At 68.3% G+C, this 23,608-nt stretch carries 21 protein-coding genes and 3 riboswitches; of the genes, 14 read left to right on the top strand and 7 right to left on the bottom strand.

Annotated features, from left to right (window positions below):
* The first annotated feature begins 128 nt into the window (after nt 1-128).
* From BMX97_RS21900 to BMX97_RS21880, 5 genes are all read left to right on the top strand, one after another.
* Nucleotides 129-797 carry an amino acid ABC transporter permease gene (locus tag BMX97_RS21900; protein ID WP_091753447.1) on the top strand — a complete coding sequence of 223 codons (669 nt, stop codon included), beginning with the start codon at nt 129-131 and terminating at the stop codon, nt 795-797.
* 9 nt (nt 798-806) lie between these two features.
* Nucleotides 807-1,448 (top strand): amino acid ABC transporter permease, encoded by a 642-nt coding sequence (locus BMX97_RS21895; protein ID WP_091753375.1) that lies wholly within the window; start codon nt 807-809, stop codon nt 1,446-1,448.
* A 135-nt stretch (nt 1,449-1,583) separates the two neighbouring features.
* Nucleotides 1,584-2,417 carry a transporter substrate-binding domain-containing protein gene (locus BMX97_RS21890; protein ID WP_091753374.1) on the top strand — a complete coding sequence of 278 codons (834 nt, stop codon included), beginning with the start codon at nt 1,584-1,586 and terminating at the stop codon, nt 2,415-2,417.
* A 10-nt stretch (nt 2,418-2,427) separates the two neighbouring features.
* Nucleotides 2,428-3,192: an amino acid ABC transporter ATP-binding protein gene (locus tag BMX97_RS21885; RefSeq protein ID WP_091753373.1), complete on the top strand. Its 765-nt coding sequence runs from the start codon at nt 2,428-2,430 to the stop codon at nt 3,190-3,192.
* 32 nt (nt 3,193-3,224) lie between these two features.
* Complete coding sequence (locus BMX97_RS21880; protein ID WP_091753372.1) at nt 3,225-3,677, top strand: type II 3-dehydroquinate dehydratase; 453 nt, start codon at nt 3,225-3,227, stop codon at nt 3,675-3,677.
* Nucleotides 3,678-4,246: 569 nt separating this feature from the next.
* Here the strand turns inward: BMX97_RS21880 and BMX97_RS21875 are convergent.
* Together BMX97_RS21875 and BMX97_RS21870 are read right to left on the bottom strand one after the other, a co-directional pair.
* Complete coding sequence (locus BMX97_RS21875) at nt 4,247-5,716, bottom strand: PepSY domain-containing protein (RefSeq protein ID WP_091753371.1); 1,470 nt, start codon at nt 5,714-5,716, stop codon at nt 4,247-4,249.
* A 1-nt stretch (nt 5,717) separates the two neighbouring features.
* Nucleotides 5,718-7,931, bottom strand: a complete 2,214-nt coding sequence (locus BMX97_RS21870; RefSeq protein WP_091753370.1) for a TonB-dependent receptor — start codon at nt 7,929-7,931, stop codon at nt 5,718-5,720.
* A gap of 257 nt (nt 7,932-8,188) precedes the next feature.
* Nucleotides 8,189-8,398: riboswitch (cobalamin riboswitch) on the bottom strand.
* A gap of 310 nt (nt 8,399-8,708) precedes the next feature.
* Between BMX97_RS21870 and BMX97_RS32295 the strand changes: the two genes are divergently transcribed.
* The 9 genes from BMX97_RS32295 to BMX97_RS21830 all read left to right on the top strand — a co-directional run bounded on the left by BMX97_RS32295 (nt 8,709) and on the right by BMX97_RS21830 (nt 18,872).
* Nucleotides 8,709-9,224, top strand: a complete 516-nt coding sequence (locus BMX97_RS32295; protein ID WP_143074691.1) for a hypothetical protein — start codon at nt 8,709-8,711, stop codon at nt 9,222-9,224.
* A gap of 91 nt (nt 9,225-9,315) precedes the next feature.
* A riboswitch (cobalamin riboswitch) is annotated at nt 9,316-9,515 on the top strand.
* Nucleotides 9,516-9,636: 121 nt separating this feature from the next.
* On the top strand, nt 9,637-11,601 hold the full coding sequence (locus tag BMX97_RS21865) for a TonB-dependent receptor plug domain-containing protein (protein ID WP_244538578.1): 1,965 nt from the start codon (nt 9,637-9,639) through the stop codon (nt 11,599-11,601).
* A 198-nt stretch (nt 11,602-11,799) separates the two neighbouring features.
* Entirely contained in the window at nt 11,800-12,594 is a 795-nt protein-coding gene (locus BMX97_RS21860) for an ABC transporter substrate-binding protein (protein ID WP_348273132.1), read from the top strand.
* Nucleotides 12,591-13,619, top strand: coding sequence for a FecCD family ABC transporter permease (locus tag BMX97_RS21855; protein ID WP_091753368.1), 1,029 nt, complete (start codon nt 12,591-12,593; stop codon nt 13,617-13,619). The genes BMX97_RS21860 and BMX97_RS21855 overlap by 4 nt, the downstream gene beginning before the upstream one ends.
* Nucleotides 13,616-14,437, top strand: coding sequence for an ABC transporter ATP-binding protein (locus tag BMX97_RS21850; protein ID WP_091753367.1), 822 nt, complete (start codon nt 13,616-13,618; stop codon nt 14,435-14,437). Before BMX97_RS21855 ends, BMX97_RS21850 begins: the two co-directional genes overlap by 4 nt.
* On the top strand, nt 14,409-15,401 hold the full coding sequence (locus BMX97_RS21845; RefSeq protein ID WP_091753366.1) for a DUF6925 family protein: 993 nt from the start codon (nt 14,409-14,411) through the stop codon (nt 15,399-15,401). Before BMX97_RS21850 ends, BMX97_RS21845 begins: the two co-directional genes overlap by 29 nt.
* A 29-nt stretch (nt 15,402-15,430) precedes the next feature.
* Complete coding sequence (locus BMX97_RS21840; RefSeq protein ID WP_091753445.1) at nt 15,431-15,943, top strand: AAA family ATPase; 513 nt, start codon at nt 15,431-15,433, stop codon at nt 15,941-15,943.
* 39 nt (nt 15,944-15,982) lie between these two features.
* A complete protein-coding gene (locus BMX97_RS21835; RefSeq protein ID WP_091753365.1) occupies nt 15,983-16,210 on the top strand; it encodes a hypothetical protein in 228 nt (75 codons plus the stop codon).
* A gap of 275 nt (nt 16,211-16,485) precedes the next feature.
* A riboswitch (cobalamin riboswitch) is annotated at nt 16,486-16,689 on the top strand.
* Nucleotides 16,690-16,742: 53 nt separating this feature from the next.
* A complete protein-coding gene (locus BMX97_RS21830; protein ID WP_091753364.1) occupies nt 16,743-18,872 on the top strand; it encodes a TonB-dependent receptor in 2,130 nt (709 codons plus the stop codon).
* Between the two features lie 894 nt (nt 18,873-19,766).
* Here the strand turns inward: BMX97_RS21830 and BMX97_RS21815 are convergent.
* The 5 genes from BMX97_RS21815 to BMX97_RS21795 form a co-directional block, all read right to left on the bottom strand.
* Nucleotides 19,767-20,111, bottom strand: coding sequence for a helix-turn-helix domain-containing protein (locus tag BMX97_RS21815; protein WP_244538577.1), 345 nt, complete (start codon nt 20,109-20,111; stop codon nt 19,767-19,769).
* A 59-nt stretch (nt 20,112-20,170) separates the two neighbouring features.
* Nucleotides 20,171-20,533, bottom strand: coding sequence for a hypothetical protein (locus BMX97_RS21810; protein ID WP_177202309.1), 363 nt, complete (start codon nt 20,531-20,533; stop codon nt 20,171-20,173).
* A 411-nt stretch (nt 20,534-20,944) separates the two neighbouring features.
* Entirely contained in the window at nt 20,945-21,697 is a 753-nt protein-coding gene (locus tag BMX97_RS21805; RefSeq protein WP_091753360.1) for an ABC transporter ATP-binding protein, read from the bottom strand.
* Nucleotides 21,694-22,686, bottom strand: a complete 993-nt coding sequence (locus BMX97_RS21800; protein ID WP_091753359.1) for a FecCD family ABC transporter permease — start codon at nt 22,684-22,686, stop codon at nt 21,694-21,696. The genes BMX97_RS21805 and BMX97_RS21800 overlap by 4 nt, the downstream gene beginning before the upstream one ends.
* Nucleotides 22,687-22,699: 13 nt before the next feature.
* The gene (locus tag BMX97_RS21795) at nt 22,700-23,608 is read right to left on the bottom strand and encodes an ABC transporter substrate-binding protein (RefSeq protein ID WP_091753358.1); all 909 of its coding nucleotides are present in this window, start codon (nt 23,606-23,608) and stop codon (nt 22,700-22,702) included.

The raw sequence follows: 23,608 nt of genomic DNA, 5'->3' as shown, positions 1-23,608 counted from the left end.
TGAGGGATTGCCTATCATTGGATGATCACATAATCATTCGATTATAGGGGCACCGGCTGGAAGCAGCCAGGATGCTCCGGGACGCGGCGAGGCTCGATCGGGCGCGCCGCACCGGGGGAAGCGACCACGTGAACTACACGCTCGATTTCGGGCCGGTCGTCGTGGGCCTGCCCGACCTCCTGAAGGGCTGCGCCGGCACGCTGCTTCTCGCGGTCGCCGGGATGGCGATCGCCCTGGTGATCGGCGTCGTCGGCGTCGTGCTGCGCGAGTCGCCCCTGCGCCCGCTGCGCTGGGCCGTGATCGCCTTCGTCGAGCTGATCCGGAACACGCCGTTCCTGGTCCAGATCTACTTCGTGTTCTTTGCACTGCCGCTGATCGGCATCCGCCTCGCGCCGACGCCGACCGCGATCATCGCGCTCGGTCTGAACGGTGGCGCCTACGCGATCGAGATCATCCGCGGCGGCGTGCAGTCGATCCACAAGGGCCAGGTCGAGGCCGGCTTCGCCCTCGGGCTGCACAAGCGCGACGTCTTCCGCTTCATCGTCCTGCGTCCGGCGCTCCGGGCCGTCTACCCGTCGCTGACCGGCCAGTTCGTCATGCTGACCCTGACCACCAGCATCGCCTCGGCGATCGCCGCCTACGAGCTGACCTCGGTCGCCAAGCTGATCGAGAACGAGAGCTTTCGCAGCTTCGAGGTCTACGGCACGATCACGATCCTGTACTTCCTCATGTCCTGGCTGATGATGCGCGCCTTCGGGCTCGTCTCGCGCCGGTACTTCAGCTACCCGGTCAAGTAGGGCGCGACGATGGGCTGGCCCGAATTCCTGTTCCTGCTCGAAGGCATGAAGTGGACGATCGCGCTCTCGGCGATCGGATTCATCGGCGGCGGCATCGCGGGCCTCGCCGTCGCGCTCGCCCGCACCTCGGGCGAGCCGATGCTGGAGCGCGCGACGGCGGCCTATGTCAGCCTCTTCCAGGGCACGCCGCTACTGATGCAGCTCTTCGTGGTCTATTTCGGCCTCGCCCTCGTCGGGCTCGATCTCGCCCCCTGGGAGGCTGTCGCGGTCGGCTTCACGCTGCATGCCAGCGCCTATCTCGGCGACATCTGGCGCGGCGGGATCGAGGCTGTGCCGCGCGGGCAGATGGAGGCGGCCCGGGCGCTCAGCCTCGGCTACGTCTCGCGCATGCGGGACGTGATCCTGCCCCAGGCCTTCCGCGTCTCGCTGCCGGCGACGATCGGGTTCCTGGTCCAGCTCATCAAAGGCACCTCGCTCGCCTCGATCGTCGGCTTCACCGAGCTCGCGCGGGCCGGCAACATGGTCTCGAACCAGATCTTCAAGCCGCTGCTCGTCTTCGGCATCGTCGGGGCGATATACTTCGCGCTCTGCTGGCCCTTGTCGCTCTACGGCTCCTGGATGGAGCGGCGCCTCGCCGCGCCGACGCGCTAGAGCATTTCCCGACGAAGTGGACACCGGTTCGTCGAAGAAAATTCGACCAAACAAAGACTTAAAGAGCTTCGCGATTGCAATGCGATCGTGAAGCGCTCTAGCCGGAATCTAGCAACCAAGAAGGGGGAGGACATCATGGAACGCCACAGCATCAGCCGCCGCAGCCTCGTCGCCGGAGCGGGCGCCGCGCTCGCCCTGCCGGCGCTGATGACCGGCCGGGCGCTCGCCGTCACGCCCGACCAGATCAAGAAGCGGGGCCGCGTCATCATCGGCATCCAGGGCGACAACCCACCCTGGGGCTACGTCAGCAGCGCGGGCAAGCAGGAGGGCATCGACGCCGATATCGGCGAGCTCTTCGGCAAGGAACTCGGCGTGCCGGTCCAGTTCATGCCGCTCGAAGTGGCGAACCGCATCCCGGCCCTGACCTCGGGCCGCTGCGACGTGCTGTTCGCCACGATGGCGATGTTCCCCGATCGCGCCAAGGCGGTGCAGTTCTCCAAGCCCTACGTCGCCAACCAAATCGTGCTGCTCGCGCCCAAGACCGTCGCGGTCAAGTCGAACGCAGACATGGGCAAGCTCACCATCGCGGTGGCCCGTGGCGCGGCCCAGGACACCGAGGTGACGCGCAACGCGCCGCCCGGCACCAACATCCTGCGGCTCGATGGCGACGCCGCCTCGATTCAGGCCGTCATCTCCGGCCAGGCGCAGGCGGTCGGCGGCAACATCTTCTACATCCGCCGCCTCGACGAGGCGAAGCCCGGCGTGTTCGAGCAGAAGCTCACCTTCACGAGCATCTATAACGGTGCCTGCACGCGGCTCGGCGAGAAGGAGATGAATGCGTTCATCAACGACTTCATCGACAAGATCAAGGCGAACGGCGAGCTGAAGAAAATCACCGACAAGTGGATGAAGGCCGAGCAGCCGCCGATGCCCGAGCGCATCGAGGGCGTTCCCTTCACCACTGCTTGAGCGCGCGGACATGAGTATGTCACCGAACCCGGCGACTGGCCCCCTCATTGCGATGCACGGCGTGGACAAGTGGTACGGTGACTTCCACGCCCTCAAGGGCGTGACCCTGGAGGTCCGCCGGGGCGAGAAGATCGTCCTGTGCGGACCCTCCGGCTCGGGCAAGTCGACGCTCATCCGCTGCATCAACCACCTCGAGACGATCCAGAAGGGGCGGATCGTGGTTGACGGCATCGCCCTTGACGACTCGGCGCGGGCCGTCGACGCGGTGCGCCGCGAGGTCGGCATGGTGTTCCAGAGCTTCAACCTCTTCCCGCACATGACGGTGCTGGAGAACTGCACGCTGGCGCCGATGCGGGTGCGCGGCACGAAGAAGGCGGAGGCCGAGGCGATCGCGCGCCGCTACCTGGAGCGGGTGCGCATCGGCGAGCAGGCGCTGAAATACCCGGCCCAGCTCTCGGGCGGCCAGCAGCAGCGCGTCGCGATCGCCCGGGCCTTGTGCATGGAGCCCAAGGTGATGCTGTTTGACGAGCCGACCTCGGCCCTCGACCCGGAGATGGTCAAGGAGGTGCTCGACACGATGATCGGGCTCGCCCGCGACGGCATGACGATGGTGTGCGTCACCCACGAGATGGGTTTCGCCCGGCAGGTCGCCGACCGGGTGATCTTCATGGCAGACGGCGCGATCCTCGAGGAGGCCGCCCCCGAGGCCTTCTTCCGCAGCCCGCAGCACCCGCGGGCGCGCACCTTCCTCGGCGAGATCCTGGCACATCACTGACCCGCGTGGACGCTGCGGGGTAGGGAGTCATTATGAACGAGCCGATCATCTTCGTCCTGAACGGGCCGAACCTCAACCTGCTAGGCGAGCGCGAGCCGGCGATTTACGGGCAAACCACGCTCGCCGAGATCGAGGCGGCCTCCCGCGCGCGGGCCGCGACGCAGGGTCTCGCCATCGAGTTCCGCCAGACCAACCTTGAAGGCGTGCTCATCGAGAGCGTGCATGAGGCCCGCAAGCGCGCCGCCGGGATCATCATCAACCCGGCCGGCTACAGCTTCACCTCGATCGCGTTGCTCGACGCGCTCAAGATGTTCGACGGCCCGAAGATCGAATTGCACATCTCGAACATCCACCGACGCGAGGAGATCTACCACCGCTCGCTGGTCTCGCGGGCCGCCACGGCCGTCATTGCCGGCCTTGGTCCGAGTGGCTACGGGGTGGCGCTCGACGCGATGCGCCTGCTTCTCGACGAGCGCAGGACCTGAGATGACCGCTCGCCGCCGATCTCGCGTTGCGGATGCCGCCGCCCAACAACATCTCATGCTCCTCCGCGTCTTTCGAATCGCGAGGCTTGATCATGCGATCGGGTGCACACGGCAGTGCGAATGCGCCATACTCGACGGGTGATCGACCATACTTGCCTGTCCTGCGTTATTTCCACTCGGACACGCCGATGATGCCGAACGTTTTCGCCCTGGTCAGACAGCAGTTCTGAGGCGCATGCAGGGAAACAACACTTCGGGGCGACACTGATCGTTTGAACCATCGCACCTGATACTGGCCAGTACTCCAACTATGCAACATGGTGCACGTCTCGCCGTGGGTCGGTTCCACATGCCCGTCGCACGTGGATTGGTCAGCGCTCCAGGTGAGAGAGCGCCGACCGCGATTGTCCGCAGATAGATGACAAGCTGACATTCCGATGGCGCTGTATGAAGGTCCGGAAGTGGCGCTAAGCCGTCTTCCAGCGGGCTGATGCTGAATAGCGGCTTTCCAGCCTCGTTAGCCCTCCACAAGGTCAAGCTGACCGGGGTTCTGATCCTGGGCGGAGCTGTCAGGTGGACGCTGACCTGACATTCCGCTTCCGCAACCGGTGCCAGCCAATGACAATGGCGGAAATGGACGTCACGAGCCCGAGCGCTGCGAGCGCCCAGACAGTGAGGTCCCAGGCCGGCCGGCGGCGGATCAGGAAACCGTAATCCCAGCTATGCAGGCCGTTGAACAGCCAACGGTAGAGCCGCGCGCTGCGATCCGTTCGGTTCAGGACGTCTCCGGTAGTCGGATCGATGTGGAACCAGGTTCTGCTCGGGTCGGAGAAGACGGCGCGCAGGACCGGGAGCAGCACCGTCTGGTGATGCCCGTACCAGTAGGCGTCTTCCTGCGTGAGGAGCGTGATCCGGGCTGGTCCGGCCTCCGGCATCAGCCGGCTGATCGCATCGACTAGGCGCTGCTGGCTCAACCCTCCCGCCTCGCAGCAGGTGACCGTCTTCCCGTAGCGGCAGGCCGCCTGGGCGAGCGGCGCTCCGCCCAGGTGGCGGAAGCGAACTTCCACCGCGTCGGAGCAGAAGCCGCCGCGAAACTCCGACAGGCCGAGGTCGAAGCGCGGATCGGTAACGCCCGCATAGCGCTCCAGTGTTGCCTGACTCAGGGACTGTGATGCGAACCAGCGATTGGGGTTTACCGACAGCCAGCCGCTCACGATGAAGGTGAGGAGCGTGACGCCACCGACGGTGCCGGCCAGGTGGTGCCACGCCATCCAGCCCCGATAGGGCGTCGGGCGCCCGTCCCGGTAGCGCCGTCTCACGCGCACGCGCAGCAGCCCGACCCAGAAGCCGCTGACGGCTGCGGCGATGGAGACGCCCGACACCCACAGCACCACGTCGCGCCACAACTCGGCCTGCGCCCGCAGGGGCGTGAGATAGATCCAGTGCGGGATCGCTCCGACCCAGTTCCAGAACCGCTCAGCGCCGGTCGTGTCGAGGGCGACCTCGCCGGTCCGCGACGAGACGTAAAGCCGTGTGCCCGCGGGATCGCCGAGGGCGACGAGGTGGAACGGCCGGAGCGGATCGTAGCGCGCCGTGACGCTCCACTGGTCGCGTCCGACCGTGCCGAGATCGACCGGGCGGACCGCCCGCGGGTCGTGGCCGGCGATGCCCAATGCGGTCCCGGCCTCGACGGTCGGGATCGCCCGTCCATCGACCGCCGAGAGGGTACGACGGGATCCATCCCAACCGGTGATCCGGTAGACGGGGAGCAGGTCGAGCATCGCGAGGCGCAAATCCTGCGGGAAGCGGGCTTCGCCCGCCGCGGCGAGCGCCTCGGCCGGGGACAGCCGAACGTGCTGCCAGTCGAGCGACGGCAGGGCAGGGCGGCGCTCGGCCTCCTCCAGGGTCGGGAACCCGACATACATCATCACGAGACCCGAGACGAACCAGGTCGCGAACAGCAGGCAGGTCACGATCCCAAGCCAGCGGTGGCTCAAGAAGAGCCACCGCTTCAGACGTTTGACGATCACGTGCCGGATCTCACCAGGTCACCGTATAGGCGACCTCGACGGAGAGCGGACGCCCGAGCTGCCACTTGTTGCCGACCCCGTTCACCGCGTCGCCGCTGACCGCGTAGACCTTGTCGAACAGATTGTAGACCCGCATCGAGAGCCGTGAATCCGCGGTGACCTGATGGTCGAGGACGAGGTTGACGAGGTTGTAGGCCGGCCGCCGGGCCGTGTTGCCGAAGTCGCTGTAGGTCGTGCCGACGTTCTGCAGACCGATCCGGGCGGTCCAGTCGCGGAAGAGATCCCAGGTCAGCCAGAGGTTGGCGACGCGCTCGGGCACGTTGATCGGCTGGTTGCCCGCATAGGAGACCGTCGCTCCGTTCACGGCTTGGTCGAACCGGTCGTACTGAGCGTGAAGCAGGGCGATGTTGCCGTCGATCCGCCAGCCCGGCGCGATCCGCCAGCCGAGGGCGAATTCGACGCCCTGCGAGGATTGCTGGCCGACCTGCGTCGCGACGTTCGGCTGACCGGGCACGACCGACACCAGGTTGTCCTTGACGATCCGGTATCCGGCGAGCGTCCACTCGACCCCACCGTCGAAGGCAAGCCCCTTGGCCCCGACTTCGACTTGCTGCCCAGTAGAAAGCTTGAAGCCGGCCAGCGACTGGTTGAGGGTGATCAGGCTGTTCACCGGATCGGTAGCCGTGCTGTACTGGGCGTAGAGGGCCGTATCCGGCGTCGAGTTGTAGACGAGGCCGAACCGGTAGCCGAGCGAGCGGTAGGTGCGCTCGAACTGCGCGCCGGAGCGCAGGTCCTCGCGCTGAAGCGTCGGCAGGTCGAAGCGCACCCCCGTCACGAAGGACAGGCGATCGGTGAGCACCAGGCGGTCCTCGGCGAAGACCGAGGCCTGCCGGGTCGACGTCTGGTAGGCCGGGCTCGCCCGCCCGTTGACCGGGAAGAAGCCCGGGTCGTAACCCACGAGGGGGACGCTGGACGTCTGCTCGTCGAAGGTGAAGTTGTTGGTGTGACGGAACCCGATGTGGTTGACGTCGAACCCGGTGACGAACTGGTTTGGCAATCCGAGCAGGTTGCCCTTGAACGTTGCGTCGAGTCGGTTACCGATCTGCTCCTGGCTATGGTAGATCTCGGTGAAGGCCGAGCGATCGACGAGACCGGTGCCGCGATTGAAGGCGTATTGCTCGACGTCGAGCCAGTGCCGGCTGGAGGTCAGCCGGTAGGCCGTGTTGCGCACCGTGATGTCGGCGGAGGGCGACCACTCGGTCTTCAGCACGGTCCAGTTATCGGCCCAGGTGATCTTGGCGTCGCGGACGTTGTAGTTGTTGAACCGGATCCGATCGAGGATGCGGCCCTCGACCAGCGGCGTGCCCCAGTAGCGCATCGGCTCCTGGTAGCCGAGATCGTGCGACAGCGTGACGGCGAGGTCGGGGCTCGGCTGGAACAGCAGCGCCGCCGAGACCGCGAGGTTGCGGAAGTCCCCGTCCGGACGGACCCAGCCGTCGGACCGGTTGCCGCTGACGTTGAGGCGGTAGGCGAAGGTGTTGCCGAACTCGGCCTGACCGATCGGGCCGCCGGAATCGAAGGCGAGCCGCGCGGCGGCGTCGGTGCCGATGACGGCACGGGCGGCGTTGATCGGGACGAAGGTCGGCTTCTTCGGCACGATGTTGATCACGCCACCGATGGCGCCGTCGCCGTAGAGCACCGAGGATGGGCCGCGTAGCACCTCGATGCGCTCGACGTTCCAGGTGTCGAACGGGAACGTGACGGTGTTGGCCCCGACGTAGAACCGGGTGCCGTCATAGAGTTGCTGGATCGAGTTCGGGCCGGCGAAGCCGCGGCTCGTGAAGGCGCCGTTGCCGTTGCCCGGTTCGGCGATCGTGGTGATGCCGGTCGCGTCCTGCGTCAGGGCCTCGGCGACCGTGTTCTGCCCGCGCAGGCGGGCGGTGTCGCCGGAGACGATGTCGACGCTGGCGGGCGTCTCGAGCGGTGTCAGGCCGAGCCGGCTCGCGGCCCGGTCGGGTGTGCGCAGGTTCAGTCCGACCGGCGCGGCGCGCGTGAGGCTGACCCCACCTTCCCCCGCGATCTCGATCTGATCGAGGGCGACGATGTCCTGAGCGGCTGCGGTTCCGGCCAATCCGGTGCTGGCCAGGAGCGTCAGGGCGAGCGTACCGGGCGGCACGACGCGGGCGAGGACCCGACGATAGGGTTGGGAGGGAGTGGAGGGCATCGGTCTCGCTTCGGCATCCCACGTAGGCCTTCCGCTGTCGGGACATGGTCGTCCGACGGCCCGGGCGCGGACGGTCGAGGTCGGGCGTGATGACCTGTGAACGGCGCGTGATCGTGTCGTGGAGCGGGACATGCGGAGCGAAGGTCGCGGGCGCGCTTGCAGTGGCACGTCACCGCGAACGAGGCCTCGAACCGTCATCCCGCGACAGGATAACGGCCTTCGGACACCCGTCAGAACACCCCGCCTGACGCGTTTCGCGTGTGACCACGGCTGACGGCAGGTCTCCTGGCTCGCGGGTCACTGCCACTCGTCGTCTTCCCAGGCGCGAGGACCCAGTGACATGATGACGAGGAGGCTCGCCGCTTACAGTTGCGGGGGCAGCCGCGGCATTGGCCAGGGAGGAAGCCCCGTCCTCACCGCGTTCCCATTTTGATTCCCGAGGGGAAACCATCGTAGATCGTGATAGCCGAGTGGGCCGTGCGATCAATACGATGTTTCAGTCTGCTGTGAGATGTATCAAAAAAAGCACACGCATCGGATGCTAACGAGCGGCAATTCCGAGCATCGGCCATGCACACCATTTATGGACCCCCAAGGGCGGGCGAATAACAACCTTGGATTTCGGCTGCGACTGTCCGCATGACTGCCAAAGCATGCCGTGGCACTTCAGGACACGGACCGCACGGGGCCGCTTGCAACTATAGGAATTTCGATTGTGATTTGCGACGATATTGGAAAACCTCTGCAACAAGCGATTTGCTATATCGGAACGCTGTAATGTCCCAGAATGAAAATCCGATAAAACGCCAGGTTTTTGGATGGCACAGCCTGCAAATCGAGACATTCGACGATGGAGCGATATTCGCAACGTTCAAAGCCACAGACCCGTTGACGCTGAACATTGCCTCACGTCGCAAAGACGCGCATTTTCGAATCAGAGCCTGTTTCAAAAGACACAAGCCGACTGATCTTGACGACGATGATAGCCTGCGCGCAGTCTTTGCTCCAAGATCCAAATCATCGCGTGGAGCGCTTGTGCATGATCTCTGCCAGATCATAGACGATATCACCTACTTGAGCCTCACTCCTAAAATGGTCTGTGAGTCACTCGGCATAACGTCCGCCCAGCGCGAAACGATGACGCGCGATGGATTGTTGAGGTCGTCAGGCCAAGCCAGCTTCCAATCCGACAACCGAGTCGGTTATTACAAGCTCTATTCGCCACACAGTGTCAGAGAGATCATACTCGGCGAGCAGCGTTCCGCGATCCCACCGGCAGACACCCAGGATTGACGAAGCCTAGCCCCAACGGCTGCCGGATGCGGCCATCACGCAACAACGGGGCGGTTCCCGCAGGAACACGATTGACCGGACTTGGCCGGGATGGGAGGACTAGCGTGACGGTTCCCTTCCGGGGGACGAGAAAGGGAATGCGGTGAGGCGCGAGCCGAATCCGCGGCTGCCCCCGCAACTGTAAGCGGCGAGCCTTCCACCACCTCACGTCACTGGGTGCTTGCGCCTGGGAAGACGGTGGCAGGCACTGACCCGCGAGCCAGGAGACCTGCCGTCAGCCGTGGTCACACGCGAAACGCGTCAGACGGGGTGTTCTGATGGGTGTCCGAAGGCCGTTATCCTGTCGCGGGATGACGGTTCGAGGCCTCGTTCGCGGTGACGTGCCACTGCCGTCTCCCGAGGCTCGAAGCCCGTGTCCCGTCTCGTCTGCCCCGCCCTCCGGCGCGTGCTCGCGCTGTCCTGCGCGGCCCCCGGTCTCCTCTGCGCGCCCGCTCTCGCGCAGCAGGTCGCCGCTCCCTTCGCCGATGCCCCACCTGCGCGTGACGGGACGATCGCACTCTCCGAGATCACCGTCTCGGCCACCGGCGTCCCGACGCCGATCGCCACCACGGGGTCGAGCGTCACCGTGCTCACCTCGGACGTGCTTCAGGCACAACAGGTCCGCACGGCGCCGGACGCTCTCCGGCAGGTGCCGGGCCTCAACGTCGTCCAGACCGGCGGCGCGGGCGGCCAGACCTCGGTGTTCATCCGCGGCACCAACTCCAACCACGTCAAGGTCCTGATCGACGGCATCGACGTCAACGACCCCTCGACGCCGAACCGCTCCTTCGACTTCAGCCAGCTCCAGACCGAGGATCTCTCCCGCCTCGAGGTGCTGCGCGGGCCGCAGAGCGGCCTCTACGGCGCCGATGCCATCGGCGGCGTCATCTCCTTCGTGACCAGGCGCGGCGAGGGCCCGCCGAAGGTCACCGCCTTTGCCGAGGGCGGATCGTACGGCACCTTCAATCAGGGCGGCCGGCTGTCGGGCGCGTCGGGCATCTTCGACTACTCGTTCTCCGTGCAGCACCTGCGCCAGGCGGCCCTGCCGGTCACGCCGTTCGACTTGCTGCCGCCCGGCGTGCCGCTGCGCACCGCCTTCACCGACATCAGATCCGTCTCGACCAAGCTCGGCGCGCAGCTCACCGACACCTTCCGCCTGAACACCGTCTTGCGCTTCTCCGACAGCGCCTATCTCGACCAGGCCGATGGCGGCTTTCCCTATCGACCGACGCCCTACCGCAACCTCAACGACCAGCAGCAACTGCTGATGCGGGGCGAGGCGGAGTGGACGCCGCTGCCGGGCTTCCACAACGTCTTCGGGGCCAATTACGCCAAGTTCGACCGCCTGTTCGCCGGACCGCTCGACCCGCTCGCGCCGCCGACGCCCTCGACCTATCTCGGCGAGCGCACCCGCTTCGACTATCGCGGCGACATCCAGCTTAGCCCCGGCCACCTGCTGCTGTTCGGGGCCCAGCGCGAGGACGAGCGTTTCCAGGCAACCGGCATCGACAAGTCGAACGGCAATACCGGCGGCTTCGCCGAGCTGCAATCGGCGATCACCGACCGCGCCTTCCTGGTCGCCAACATCCGTTACGACGAGAACGACCAGTTCGGCGGGGCGACCACCTTCCGGATCGCGCCGAGCACCATCCTGCCCTACACGGAGACACGCCTGAAGGGCAGCGTCGGCACCGGCTTCAAGCCGCCGACCCTGAGCCAGCTCTACCAGGACTACCCGGCCTTCCGCTCGTTAGGGAACCCGAACCTGCGGCCCGAGGAGAGCTTCGGGTTCGACGGCGGCTTCGAGCAGCCCCTCGGAGACCGGGTACTCGTCGGCGCAACCTACTTCGAGACCGACTTCCGCAACCTGATCCAGACCGCCTACTTCCCGACCTTCTCGACCAGCGTGAATGTCGGCCGGGCCGTGGCCTACGGGGCGGAGAGCTTCGTCTCGGTCAGGCTCACCGACACCCTGAGCGGCCGGGTCGACTACACCAACACCGTCACCAAGGACGAGATCGCCCACCAGGAGCTGCTACGCCGGCCCCGGCACAAGGTCAGCGCCACCGCGATCTGGAACCCGATGCCGCAGCTCACGCTCACCGGCACGCTGGTGGCGATCGGCTCGTTCATCGACGGCAACCGCGACTTCTCGGTTCCGCGGCTGAAGAACCCCGGCTTCACCCTGGTCAACCTCTCGGCCAATTACGCCTGCTCGGACAACCTGACGCTGTTTGCCCGCATCGATAACCTGTTCGACCAGCGCTATCAGAACCCGACCGGCTTCCTCGGCGCGGGTCTCGCCGTCTATGGCGGCGTGCGCGTGACCTCGTTCTAAGCAGACTTGCGTTGGCAGGCCAACGCTTCGTCTGCTTAGGTTGTTTTGTCGCAGATTTTTGTCGCAAAACCGGCGGCCACTTTTGCGAAATCTGATTAGAGACGAGCGCGAATGCGGGCGTTGCACCTTCTCGGGGTCATGGGGGGTATGGTGGCCTCCTTGGCCGCCGGCCCGGCATCGGCAGGGGAGACCCCTGGCGTGCCGGGTAGGCCAGCGCGCATCGTCTCGCTGAACCTGTGCGCGGACGAGCTCGTGCTGCGGCTGGCCGACCGGGCGCAGGTCGCGGCGGTGACCACCCTCGCTGGCGATCCGCGCGGCTCGACCGTGGCGGTCGAGGCGGCCGGCGTGCCGGTCACACGGGGCCTCGCGGAGGAGATCGTCGCGCTGACGCCCGACCTCGTCATCGCCGGGGCCTTCACCACCCGCACCACGGTCGGGCTCCTCAAGCGGATCGGCTTCCCGCCGCTCGAACTGGGCGTGCCGGCCGATTTCGACGGCGTGCGCGCCCAGATCCGCCGCGTCGCGGCGGCCGTCGGGCATCCGGAGCGCGGAGAGGCCATGGTGGCCGGGCTCGACGGGATCCTCTCGCAGATCCTGCCGGCTTCTCGCTCCTTGCGCGTCCTGGTCCTGCGCCCGAACGCCTTCACGGTCTCGCCCGGGAGCCTCGGCGACGCGATCATCCGGGCGGCCGGCCTCGTCAACGTCGCCGCCGAGATCGGCCGGGACCGCACCGGCTCGGTGCCGCTCGAAGCGGCGGCCCTGGCCGACGCCGAACTCGTCGTGCTCGATGCCGGCGAGGCGGGCATGCCGTCCCTCGCCGACGCCCTGCTGCATCACCCGATCCTCGAGCGGCTTCGCGCGCAAGGGCGCACGGTTTCGATCCCCAACCGCCTCTGGACCTGTCCCGGGCCGCAGGTCGCCGAGGTCGTCGCCCGGCTCGCAACTGCTGCGAGGGAACGCGCACTCATGAGAGCCCCGACGAAGACCCGATGAACGCCCCGACGCCCCTCGTGACGCGAACGACCCCGCAGACCGGCAGCAGGCGCCTCATCGCAGGGTTGAGCCTCCTCGTCGCGACCCTGACCGTCGCCTCGGTCGCGGTCGGCTACGCCGCCCTCGATCTGCCGGCCGCCCTCGGCGACGCGCTCGCGGGCCGCGCCACCCTCCCGGCCCTGGTCCTGATGGAACTGCGCCTGCCCCGCGCCCTCCTCGGCGGGCTCGTCGGCTTCAGCCTCGGCCTGACCGGAGCGGTGATGCAGGGCTACCTGCGCAATCCGCTTGCCGATCCGGGCATCCTGGGTATCTCCTCGGCCGCTGCGCTCGGGGCGGTGGTGGTATTCTACGGCGGGCTCGCCGGCAGCCTGTCGCTCGCCCTGCCGCTCGGCGGCATCGCCGGGGCCGCCCTCGCGGCGTTCGGCATCAACGGGCTCGCCGCCCGCGGCACCGGCATGCTCGGGCTGATCCTCGCCGGTGTCGGCCTGTCGAGCCTCGCCGGCGCCCTGACGGCGCTCGCCCTCAATCTCGCGCCCAACCCCTACGCCGCCCTGGAGATCGTGTTCTGGCTGATGGGCTCGCTCGCCGACCGCAGCATGGATCACGTCTGGCTCTGCCTGCCGCTGATGGCCCTGGGCTGGGTCCTGATGCTCTCCACCGCCCGCGCCCTCGATGCCCTGGCCCTCGGCGAGGACACGGCTGCGAGCCTCGGCTTCGACCTCGTCTCGGTCCGCATCCGCATCGTCACCGGGGCGGCTTTGGCGGTGGGCAGCGGCGTCGCGGTGAGCGGGGCGATCGGCTTCGTCGGCCTCGTCGTCCCCCACCTGGTGCGGCCGCTGGTCGGGGCTCGTCCCGGAGCCAGCCTGTGGCCGAGCGGGCTCCTCGGCGCCACCCTGGTGCTCGGCGCCGACCTCGTCGTGCGCCTGCTGCCGACACGGCCCGAGCTGAAGCTCGGCGTCGTTACGGCTCTGGTCGGGGCGCCGTTCCTGATCGCGCTGCTGTTCCGGCGGGGGCGAGGCCGATGAGGTTGTCCGCCGAAGAGCTCCGGATCCGGCTTCAGGACCGGTCGATCCTCGATGGGGTCTCGCTGTCGGTGGCGGCCGGCGAGTTCGTCGGCCTCGTCGGCCCGAACGGGGCGGGCAAGACGACGCTCCTGCGCGCGCTGGCCGGCCTCGTGCCGCCGTCATCCGGCCGCGTCCTCCTCGACGACCGGCCTCTGTCCGCGATCACCCGGGACGAGCGGGCACGCCGCCTCGCCGTCCTGGCCCAGTCGGCCGGGATCGGCTGGCCGATGCGGGTGTCCGAGGTCGTCGCCCTCGGACGTCTGCCGCACCGGCGCGCCTTCGCAGGCCCGAGCGAGGCCGATCACACGGCGATCGCCCGGGCGATGGCGCGCACCGACGTCACCCACCTGCGCGAGCGGGTCGAGCCGAGCCTGTCGTCGGGCGAGCGGATGCGGGTGCTGCTCGCCCGCGCGCTCGCGGTCGAGGCCGAGATCCTGCTCGCCGACGAGCCGATCACCGCCCTCGACCCGGCCCACCAGCTCGACGCGATGGACCTCCTGCGCGCGATCAGCCGTACCGGTACATGCGTCGTCGCCGTCCTGCACGACCTCACCCTGGCCGCCCGCTTCTGCGACCGGCTCGTGGTGCTCAGCGAGGGCCGGATCGTCGCCGACGCGCCGCCCGCCCTCGCCCTGACCGACCCGCTGCTTCAGGCCGCCTTCGGCATCACGGTCCTGCGCGGCACCCATGCCGACGGTACAGCCTACATCCTGCCCTGGGATCGCTCGGGGCCACACCGGGAGGACGACCATGACCCAGCCGGCCAAGACCGCTCCTGAGTATAAGACCGCTCCTGACCGCGACGCCGTCGAGGCGCTGATGCGGGACTCCTTGCGCGATCCGGGTACGGCCTGGAGCCTCGGCAGCTTCGGGGCGATCGCGGAGTTCATGCGCGACCCCGACGAGCCCGTCTCGGCTCTGCCCGACGCTCGCCTCGGGATGGCAACGGCCCGCGGGGCCATCGCGTTGCGGCCCCACCCCGACCTGCGCCCGGTCGCCTACGAGACGGCGGTCGCCTCGGGCTGGAACCACGCGGTGGCGCTCTGCCTGCCGGAAGACGCCTGCGTCATGAACCGGCGCGGCGTCGTGACGGAGCTCGGCCCCGATCACGAAGCCGCACGGCCGGAGGACCGCGACGGGGTGCTGTTCGATCTCGGCCTCGACCTCCTCGCCATCGACGCCTGTGTGCGCAGCCGCGATCCCGAGGTCGTCGCCTGCCTGCGGGCCGGGGCCGGGCAGCCGCTCTTCGCGCCCGGCAACCCGATCGGGCCGCGCCTCGTCGCCATGAGCCCGCATCGGGTCTTCCTGGCCCGCTTCGGCCGCATCGAGGTCTACGCCCCGATCCCGCCCTCCGGCGGCACCAGCCCGGAGGGGCCGCACACCCACGTTCTGCCGAAGCTCCTGCGGAGCGGCCGAACCCATGCCGCGACGACCCCGATCCCGGCCGGCCTCGTGCCCTGCGCCGCCCTGCACCCGGCCCATCCCTACAAGGACATGCAGGGGCAGCGCATCGCCTTCGACGCGGAGCGCCTGGCGGCGTTCCAGGTCCTGCTGCAGCTCTGGGGCGATCCGGCGCTGGTCGCCGTCAAGCATGGGGCCGAGGATCACGGCGGCGCGGTGTCGAGCCGGCACGCGCAGGCCGCCCGGCGGGTGGCCGAGGCGCAAAGCCGCTACCTTCGCGGCGAGCCCATCGAGGTCGGCCCCGGCGACGAGGAGGACGAGGCCGCCGACATCCACGCCTGACCATGTCCCCGATCGTCGAGGGCGGGCGAATGCCCCGCCAGCGGGTCGTCGGCCTGATCGGCTGCCCAGGCGCGGGCAAGACGACCTACGCGCGCCGGTTCGATCCGCGCGAGGGCTGGGTCCACCTCACCCTCGACGACCTGCGGCAGGCGCTCTGGCCCCCTGACCGGCAGATGTACTGGGAGGTCCGGCGCGGCGGCTACGACGCCGAGGCGCATGCCCTGCTGCACTGGGTGAAGGAGGCGGCTTTGCAAGCCGCCCTCGCGCAGGGCTTCAGCGTGGTGATGGCCGACACCCATCTGACGCGCGAGGTCTTCGCGCGCGAACTCGAGATCGTCGAGGCCCACGGCCTCGCCGTCGAGTGGAAGCTGTTCGATGTGCCCTGGGAGGTGCTGGTGGCGCGCAACGAGGCGCGGGGCCGGCTCGACCCGGCCCACCGCCAGCCCGAGGACGTGCTGCGGCTGACCTACGAGGCGTTCCAGGCCCCGGATGCCTGGTGGCGGGCGCTGCCCGCAGACCGGATCGAGGTCATCCCGGTCTGAATACCACCCTTGCTCATCGTCTCATGAGGCGGCGGTTCCGTGGACGGAAACAGTGACGTCAACCTCAAGCTGACGCTCCTCTACCGCCTGCGGTTGCTGGCCGGGACATCACGCTACTACGCCGCCACCGCGACGACGAAGCAGTTGCTGAAGCTCGGCTTGATCGAGGCGACGGGACGCATCCATCCCGACTCGCAGTTCTGCGAGTACGCATTGACCGTGGCGGGCCGCCGGGCCCTCGCGCGGCGAGAGACCGAAGATCGATGACGGCGATCAGCTTCTGGCTTGATCTTGTGACATTGCGCCGTGCGCGAACGGCTGTTCGCGCGCCTCGTTGCACAGCGGTGGATCAGGGATAATTTGCAAAATCTCCGCGCTCGTCTCGGCCTGCTTGCCAGGCCGCGCGTCGAATTCGTTCGGAAGAGGATGCCGTCGGTCGATTTGCGAGCACCAAGAGCGCTGATTCATGCATCAGTGCTGTGCCAGAGAGATCACACCTGCCTGGATCGTTTACGATACGATTGACGGTCAGGATCGTGGCTGTGATACGTCGTCATGACGGTTCCCTTCGGGGATAAAAAGGGAACGCGGTGAGGGCGAGAGCCCGATGCCGCGGCTGCCCCCGCAACTGTGAGCGGCGAGCCCACCATCACCTTACGTCACTGGGGACGCAAGACCTCCCTGGGAAGACGATGGCGGGCGGCGACCCGTGAGCCAGGAGACCTGCCGTCAGCCGTGGTCACATGTGGGCCGTGCCGGACGGGGTGTGTCGGTGCCTCCACAGTGACGTGCCACAGCCATGAAGGCTCTTTCCGTGCGCGTCTCCTATCCCTGGTTCCTTGCGGCACTTGCCGCCGGCCTGCCTGGCCATGCCCTGGCGCAAGCCGCCGGCGAGATCCGCCTCGACGAGATCGAGGTTACCGCACCCCCGCCTGCCTCCACCGGGGCCGCCGCCAGCGCAGGCTATCCTGGCGGTATCTCCGGGATCGGCGGCGCCCTGCGCCCGGTCGAGGCAGCGAGCGCCGGTGTCATCAGCGGCGCGGCGATCAACAGCCGCCCGGTGACCCGCCCGGGCGAGGTCCTGGAGTCGGTGCCGGGCCTGATCGTCACCCAGCATTCCGGCGAGGGCAAAGCCAACCAGTTCTTCCTGCGCGGCTTCAACCTCGACCACGGGACAGACATCGCCATCCACGTCGACGGCATGCCGGTGAACATGCGCACCCACGCCCACGGCCAGGGTTACGCCGACCTCAACTTCCTGATCCCCGAGCTCGTCGGCGCGGTCGAGTTCCACAAGGGCCCGTACTTTGTCCGCGACGGCGACTTCGCCTCGGCGGGGTCGGTGCGGATCGACTACCTCGACAAGCTCGACCGCAACATCGCTCTGACCACCCTCGGGAGCTTCGGCTTCAAGCGCGGGCTCTCGGCGGCCTCCGTGCCGCTCGGTGCGGGCAACCTGCTCGTCGCCGGCGAGGCGCAGACCTACGATGGGCCGTGGGTCGTGCCCGATGGCCTGCGCAAGCTCAACGGCGTGGCGCGCTACAGCCAGGGTACCGCGACCGACGGGTTCGCCGTTACCGGCATGGCCTACTGGGCGAAGTGGAATGCCACCAACCAGATCCCCGAGCGAGCGGTAGCGGAAGGGGTCATCGGCCGGTACGGCACCCTCGATCCGACCGATGGCGGTGACACCGGGCGCTTCTCGCTCTCCGGGTACTGGAGCCAGTCGGATGCCGGCGGCATCACCCGGGCCTCGGCCTACGTGATCCGCTACCAGATGAACCTCTGGAACAACTTCACCTACTTCCTCAACGATCCGGTCAACGGCGATCAGTTCCGCCAGCGCGACAGCCGCGTGCTCGGTGGTGGCGAGATTTCCCGCGTCTTCCAGGGCGACCTGTTCGGCCTGCCGATGGAGAACGAGATCGGTGTGCAGACCCGCACCGATGATATCCGGGTCGGCCTGTTCAATACGACCGCGCGTCAGTACCGCTCGACGGTGCTGGATGACCGGGTGCTGGAGGCGAGCGCGGCCTTCTACTACGAGAACCGGGTACGCTGGACCGACTGGCTGCGCACCAGCGTCGGGTTTCGGGCTGACGGTTACTATGCCGACGTCCGCTCCGACACGCCAGCCAACTCCGGCAAAGCTCGTGACGGCATCGTCAATCCGAAGCTCGGCGCGGTGTTCGGACCGTGGCTCGATACCGAGTTCTATGTGAACTATGGCGGCGGCTTCCACTCGAACGACGCCCGCGGCGTCACCGCCACCGTCGATCCTGTGAGCCCGCTGTTCAACATCTCCCGCTCGCCGTTCCTGGTGCCCTCGACCGGCTACGAGGTCGGCATCCGCAACCGCTCGATCGCCGGGCTGGAGACGAGCCTCGCTCTGTTCCGGCTCGACTTCGCCTCCGAGAACCTGTTCCAGGGCGACACCGGCACCACCGAGCCGAGCCGGCCGACCCGCCGCTTCGGCATCGAATGGAGCAACCACTACGCCGTCTTGCCCTGGCTGGCGCTCGAAGGCGACCTGACGATCACCAATGCCCGGTTCTCCGACCGCGATCCGGTGGGCCAGCGGGTGCCGGAGGCGCCGACCACCATCGCCTCGGCGGGCGTCACCTTCGGCGAAGGCCTGGGCTGGTTCGGATCCTTGCGCCTCCGCTACTTCGGACCGCGTCCCCTGATCGAGGACAACTCGGTGCGCTCGAAGCCGACCGCACTCCTCAACGGCCGGGTCGGCTATAACTTCAACAATGGCGTCAGCCTCTCCCTCGACGTGCTGAACCTGACGAACGCCAAAGCCGACCAGATCACCTACTACTACGTGTCCCGCCTGCCGGGAGAGGACGCTGCCGGAGTCGCCGACCGGCATTTCCACCCGGTCGAGCCGACGGCCGTTCGACTGACCCTGGCCGGCCGGTTCTGACGCCCGATCTCCCCCCGCCTGAAAGGATTTCCTCATGCGCACCCTTGCTGTATCGATCGGCCTGCTGACGGTTCTGTGGATCGGCCCGGCGGCGGCTCACGGCTGCCATCGCGGCTGGCAACAGGCACCGGGCGAGGGCTGGCACAGCCACGGTCTCAAATGTGATGCCCGCAAGGGCCTCGGGATCTCACGCCGAGGCAAGGCCCACAGCCGCCGGGCAGCCTGATCCAATCCTCTGAGCTTTACCCAGGCTTGAACCGGGGGGCCCTGACCGTCGCGAGCGTCTGGTCATCCAGATGCTCGCGACGGTTCAGCATTCACTGCATCAGGACAACGAGATCCCGCGAGAGAAATCGAGACTACGTCGACTCGGGCGAAAAGGCCGCGCTTCAACGTGCCTCGACCAGTCATGGCGTGATCAATCGCATGGAGTAAGCCTTCGCGAGGGCCTCCGCCGCCGCGGCGGCGGCACGCGAGCAGGGCGTCGGCGAAGGGCATGCGGGGAGGCGCAAGCCCGCCAGGCAGGGTCCTGATGCCGCTCGCCCTCCGGGCCGGTCGCTGTAGCGTTGTGCAACCGGCGGAAGCTCGTCTGATCGAGGGGGGACCGCCGACCGCGATGGTGTGTGGCTCGCATCTCTCGGACAGGAGGGGCGCCCTGCTGTCACGCCTATACCCGCGGCGCTGAACCCGGAGAGCCGGTGCCTTCAAGGCACAGGGGCCGTTCGCGAGGCCGTGAGGGCCCGCCTGCAACTCCTTGGCCGAGCCAGGCTGGCCGGTCGTGGACAGGTCGCGGCTCACCTTTACCTCGTTGGCCCACCGACACCACGATCGAGGCTGGCGACGGCCCGGCCTCGCCATGCCAACGCCGACGGCATGGTCCGGATGCCACCTGTGCTATTCGACGGGCGCTGTGCGATCGCCGGTCTTCGGTAGCGCGGCTGAGCCGAGCACTTCCTCGACGAGGCGGGGGTTCTTCTCCAGCATCGCCAAGAGGACCAGAGCGGCGCCCTTCGGCTGACGACGACCCTGCTCCCATTGCCGAACCGTATCGACGGGCACGCCGATGCTCCCGGCGAAGACAGGCTGGGAATGGCCGGTGCGCTTTCGGATCGCCGCCACGTCGACCGTCTTCGGCAGATGGATGCGGAGACCATGTTCGGGATCGCCGGCATCGTGCTTGCGGATCTGCTCGAACCCTTCCATCAGATCGGCGACGATTTCTTCAGTAACATCAACCATCGTAAATCACCAAAGATCACAGAGCACCGGTGTTGACCGGCTCCAGGGCTCAGTTCGTCTCACTCGTTCTTGCTTTGGCGACGAGCTTCCTTGATAGTCTTGATTTGTGCGTGAAGCAGCTTGATCTGCGCCGCTGTGAAGTTGGCCTGCTGATTTTTCGCAAGGATCGACATGAGGACGGCGGGCAAGTCCTTGTCGAAATACGCAACCAGAATACGGTACCCGCCCGGGCCACCCCAGCGGACCTTGCGCAGGCCGCCCGAGCCCTTGACGAGCACCCCGGCCCTCGGATCGCGCGCCACCTGCAGAACCATGTCATCGCGGTCCGCCTCGGTGAGGCCGAGGCGTGTGCAGCGGGCCATGAACGGTGCCGTTTCGTGGGTATCGTGAAGGGGCTCCGTCACGCCCGAGATATAGGTCAACGACTGACATAGGTCAAAGACCTATGGGGTGGATCGACGGGAGGATCGTGCGCCCCGGGTCGCGTCGGTTGTGACTTTCGGCGATGGCAGCGACCCTCGTGGCCGGGAATGATCCCCTCGGAGGTTGTCACCGCATGCAGGGCGCTATCACCACGACCCGTCGGGATCGCGTTGCCGGCCGTCGGGATCGGCACCATCACCCGCACGCGGGCATCGCAGTCGGGCCCGTCGCGCCCTGGATTGGGCTCCTCAGGCTATCCTGCGCGGATTGAACCGCTCGATTGGCGCGGGGGCGAAGCTCGTGAAAGCCACGAAAGTGACCGATCCGTCCCGCAACACGCACCGCCTCGCCGTGACACACCGCTGGTCCAGCACATTCGCCCAATCGGCTCGTGTCGAGCCGTCACGCGATCATGGTCGACGCGCGATCGGCAGGTAGGAATCCATCGTTGAAGAGAGAATGCCGCGCTCGAAGCGCACGCCGAATACACGATCGAGTTCCGGCGAGACCGCGACCGTCGCGGCGGCCCCGTCGCAGAGGATCCGCCCGTGGTCCAGCAGCACGAGCCGGTCGCAATCGAGGACCGCGCGGTCGAGGTCATGCAGGACGACGACCACGATCCCGTGCCGGGCCCTGGCCCGCAGGCGGCGCATCAGGTCGAGGCGATGGCCGATATCGAGGCTCGCGCCGGGCTCGTCGGCGAGGACGACATCCGGTTTGGCGACGAGGGTGGCCGCGAGCAGCGCCCTGGCCCGCTCGCCGCCGGAGATCCGCGACCAGCGGCGGTCGGCGAGCCCGGCGAGATCGTGGTCGTGCAGGATGTCCGGGATCGCGAGCGCCGCGCCCGGCCGGCGGCTCGCGCCGAGCTCGATCACCTCCCGGACGGTGTAGTCCCAGACCGGCTGGAAGCTCTGCGGCAGGTAGCCAATGCGGCGGCCGCGCTCGGGCGGCGGAAGGTCGGCGAGAGGTGCCCCGTCGAGCGTGACGCCGCCGGCGGCGGGACGCAGCAGGCCGGCGAGGGCGCGCAGCAGCGTCGACTTCCCGGCCCCGTTCGGCCCGATCAGCCCGACGAGGCTCCCCGGGCCGAGATCGACCGAGACGGCGTCCAGCAGGCGGCGAGAGCCGGCCGTCACGACGAGGTCTTCCGCACGAAGCCGGGTCATGCCCGCATCCGCCGGCGCAGGAGGAACAGGAAGAACGGGCCGCCCGCAGCCGCCGTCACGAGCCCGAGCGGGATCTCCGCCGGCGGCAGAGCCGAGCGGGCGAGCCCGTCGCAGACCGCGACCAGAAGTGCGCCGATGGCGGCCGAGACCGGCAGCAATCCGCGATGGCGCGGGCCGACCCACCAGCGGGCCACGTGCGGCGCGGTCAATCCCACGAAGGCGACGAGGCCGCCATAGGCCACCGCCAGGGCGACGATGGCGGCGCCGACCAGGATCGCCCGGGCGACGAAGCGCGCCGTGTCGAGGCCGAAGGCCTGCGCCTGATTCTCGCCGAGGCCGAGGAGGTCGAGGCCGTGCGCGAGGCGCAGACTCGCCCCGAGGGCGAGGCCCGAGAGGCCGGCGAGCCAGGCCAGCCCAGCCCAGGTCGGCGTCTGGATGCCCCCCAGCGTCCAGCTCAGCACGACCTGGAGGCTGACGCTCTCGTCGGAGAGGGCGAGCATCAGGAAGGAGCGGACCGCCCCGAGCATTGCCGCGACTGCGACCCCGGCGAGCAGCAGGCCGGCGGCGTCGCGCGTGCCGGCCCCCCGGGCGACGGCGAGGACCATCAGCGTCGCCCCCCAGGCCCCCAGGAACGAGAGCCCGCCGAGCGCCAGGGACGAGGGCAGGCCGAGGGGAACGAGCAAAGCCACCGTCGCCCCGATCGCCGCCCCGCCGGCCGAGCCGAGCAGGTAGGGTTCGGCGAGGGGATTGCGGAACACGCCCTGGAAGATCGCTCCGCCGAGCCCCAGCAGGCCGCCGACAACAGCGGCGGCAAGGACGCGGGGCAGCCGCCACTCGAGGAGCAGGCGCGAGCGGAGATCGTCGGCGCCCGCGAGCGCCCGGACGATCCGGGCCGGCCCAGCCCAGTCGTGGCCGGCCGCGATGCCGAAGGCGAGCGCGAGGACGAGGAGCGGCAGGAGCCGGCTCGCGATGCGCAAGGGGACATTCATGGATGGGGCGCGCTCATGGATGCCCTTCGGGGTTCGGGTGTAGGAGCGCCGCAAGGCGCTCGATCCCGTCCACGGTGCGCGGCCCGGGGATCAGGAATTCGGCGCGGGGCACGACATGCGCCCGGCCCTCGCGGACCGCGCGCATGTCGCGAAAGCCGGGCCGGGCCGTCAGCTCGCGCAGCTCGGCGTTGCTGCCTGCGAGGAGCAGGACGTCCGGGTCGGCGGCGAGCAGGGCCTCCGGAGAGACCTGGGCGAGGCTGCCGGATCCGGTCAGCGCCAGGCAGCCCCCGGCCCGTGCGACGGCATCGGCCGTGTAGGTGCCCGCCCGTGCGGCGAGGACAAGTCCGTTCCCGAGCCGCCCCGTCACCAGGACGAGGCGCGGGCAGGGGCGGCCCGCAACGGCCCGGGCGACCCGCACGAGACGGGTTGCCAGGGCGTCGGCCACAGCGGTCCCGCGCGCCGGCTCCCCGGTCGCCCGGCCGACGAGGCGGATGTTGTCGAGGACCTCCCCGAGGGAGCGGCTCGTCAGGACGAGGGTCGGCACGCCGAGCCGCTCCATCGGGGCGAGCAGGAGGTGGGCCGCCTGGCGCGCCGGTGTGACCAGGATCAGATCGGGCTCCTGCGCCACCACGGCATCCACCGAGAAGCCGAGCCGGCCGCCGACGACGGGCTTCGCTGCCGCCTCCGGTGGGTAGCGCGTCAGCGCGTCGATGCCGACAATTCGATCGGTCAGCCCGAGGGCCGCCACCAGCTCGGTGTTCGACGAGAAGATGGTCACAATCCGGCGCGGCGGCGCCGGCAGGACGACACTCCGACCCAACGCATCGGTGAGGTGGATCGGTTCGGGCCGGGCGGGGCGCGCCGCGACGAGCGGGGCGGCGAGGCCGAGGAGCGCGGCAGCCCCGAGGATCGCGGCGCGCAT

It is taken from the genome of Methylobacterium sp. ap11 (assembly GCF_900110515.1).
In the GTDB taxonomy this organism is placed as follows: domain Bacteria; phylum Pseudomonadota; class Alphaproteobacteria; order Rhizobiales; family Beijerinckiaceae; genus Methylobacterium; species Methylobacterium ajmalii.
This window is presented reverse-complemented; position numbering and strand designations above follow the sequence as displayed.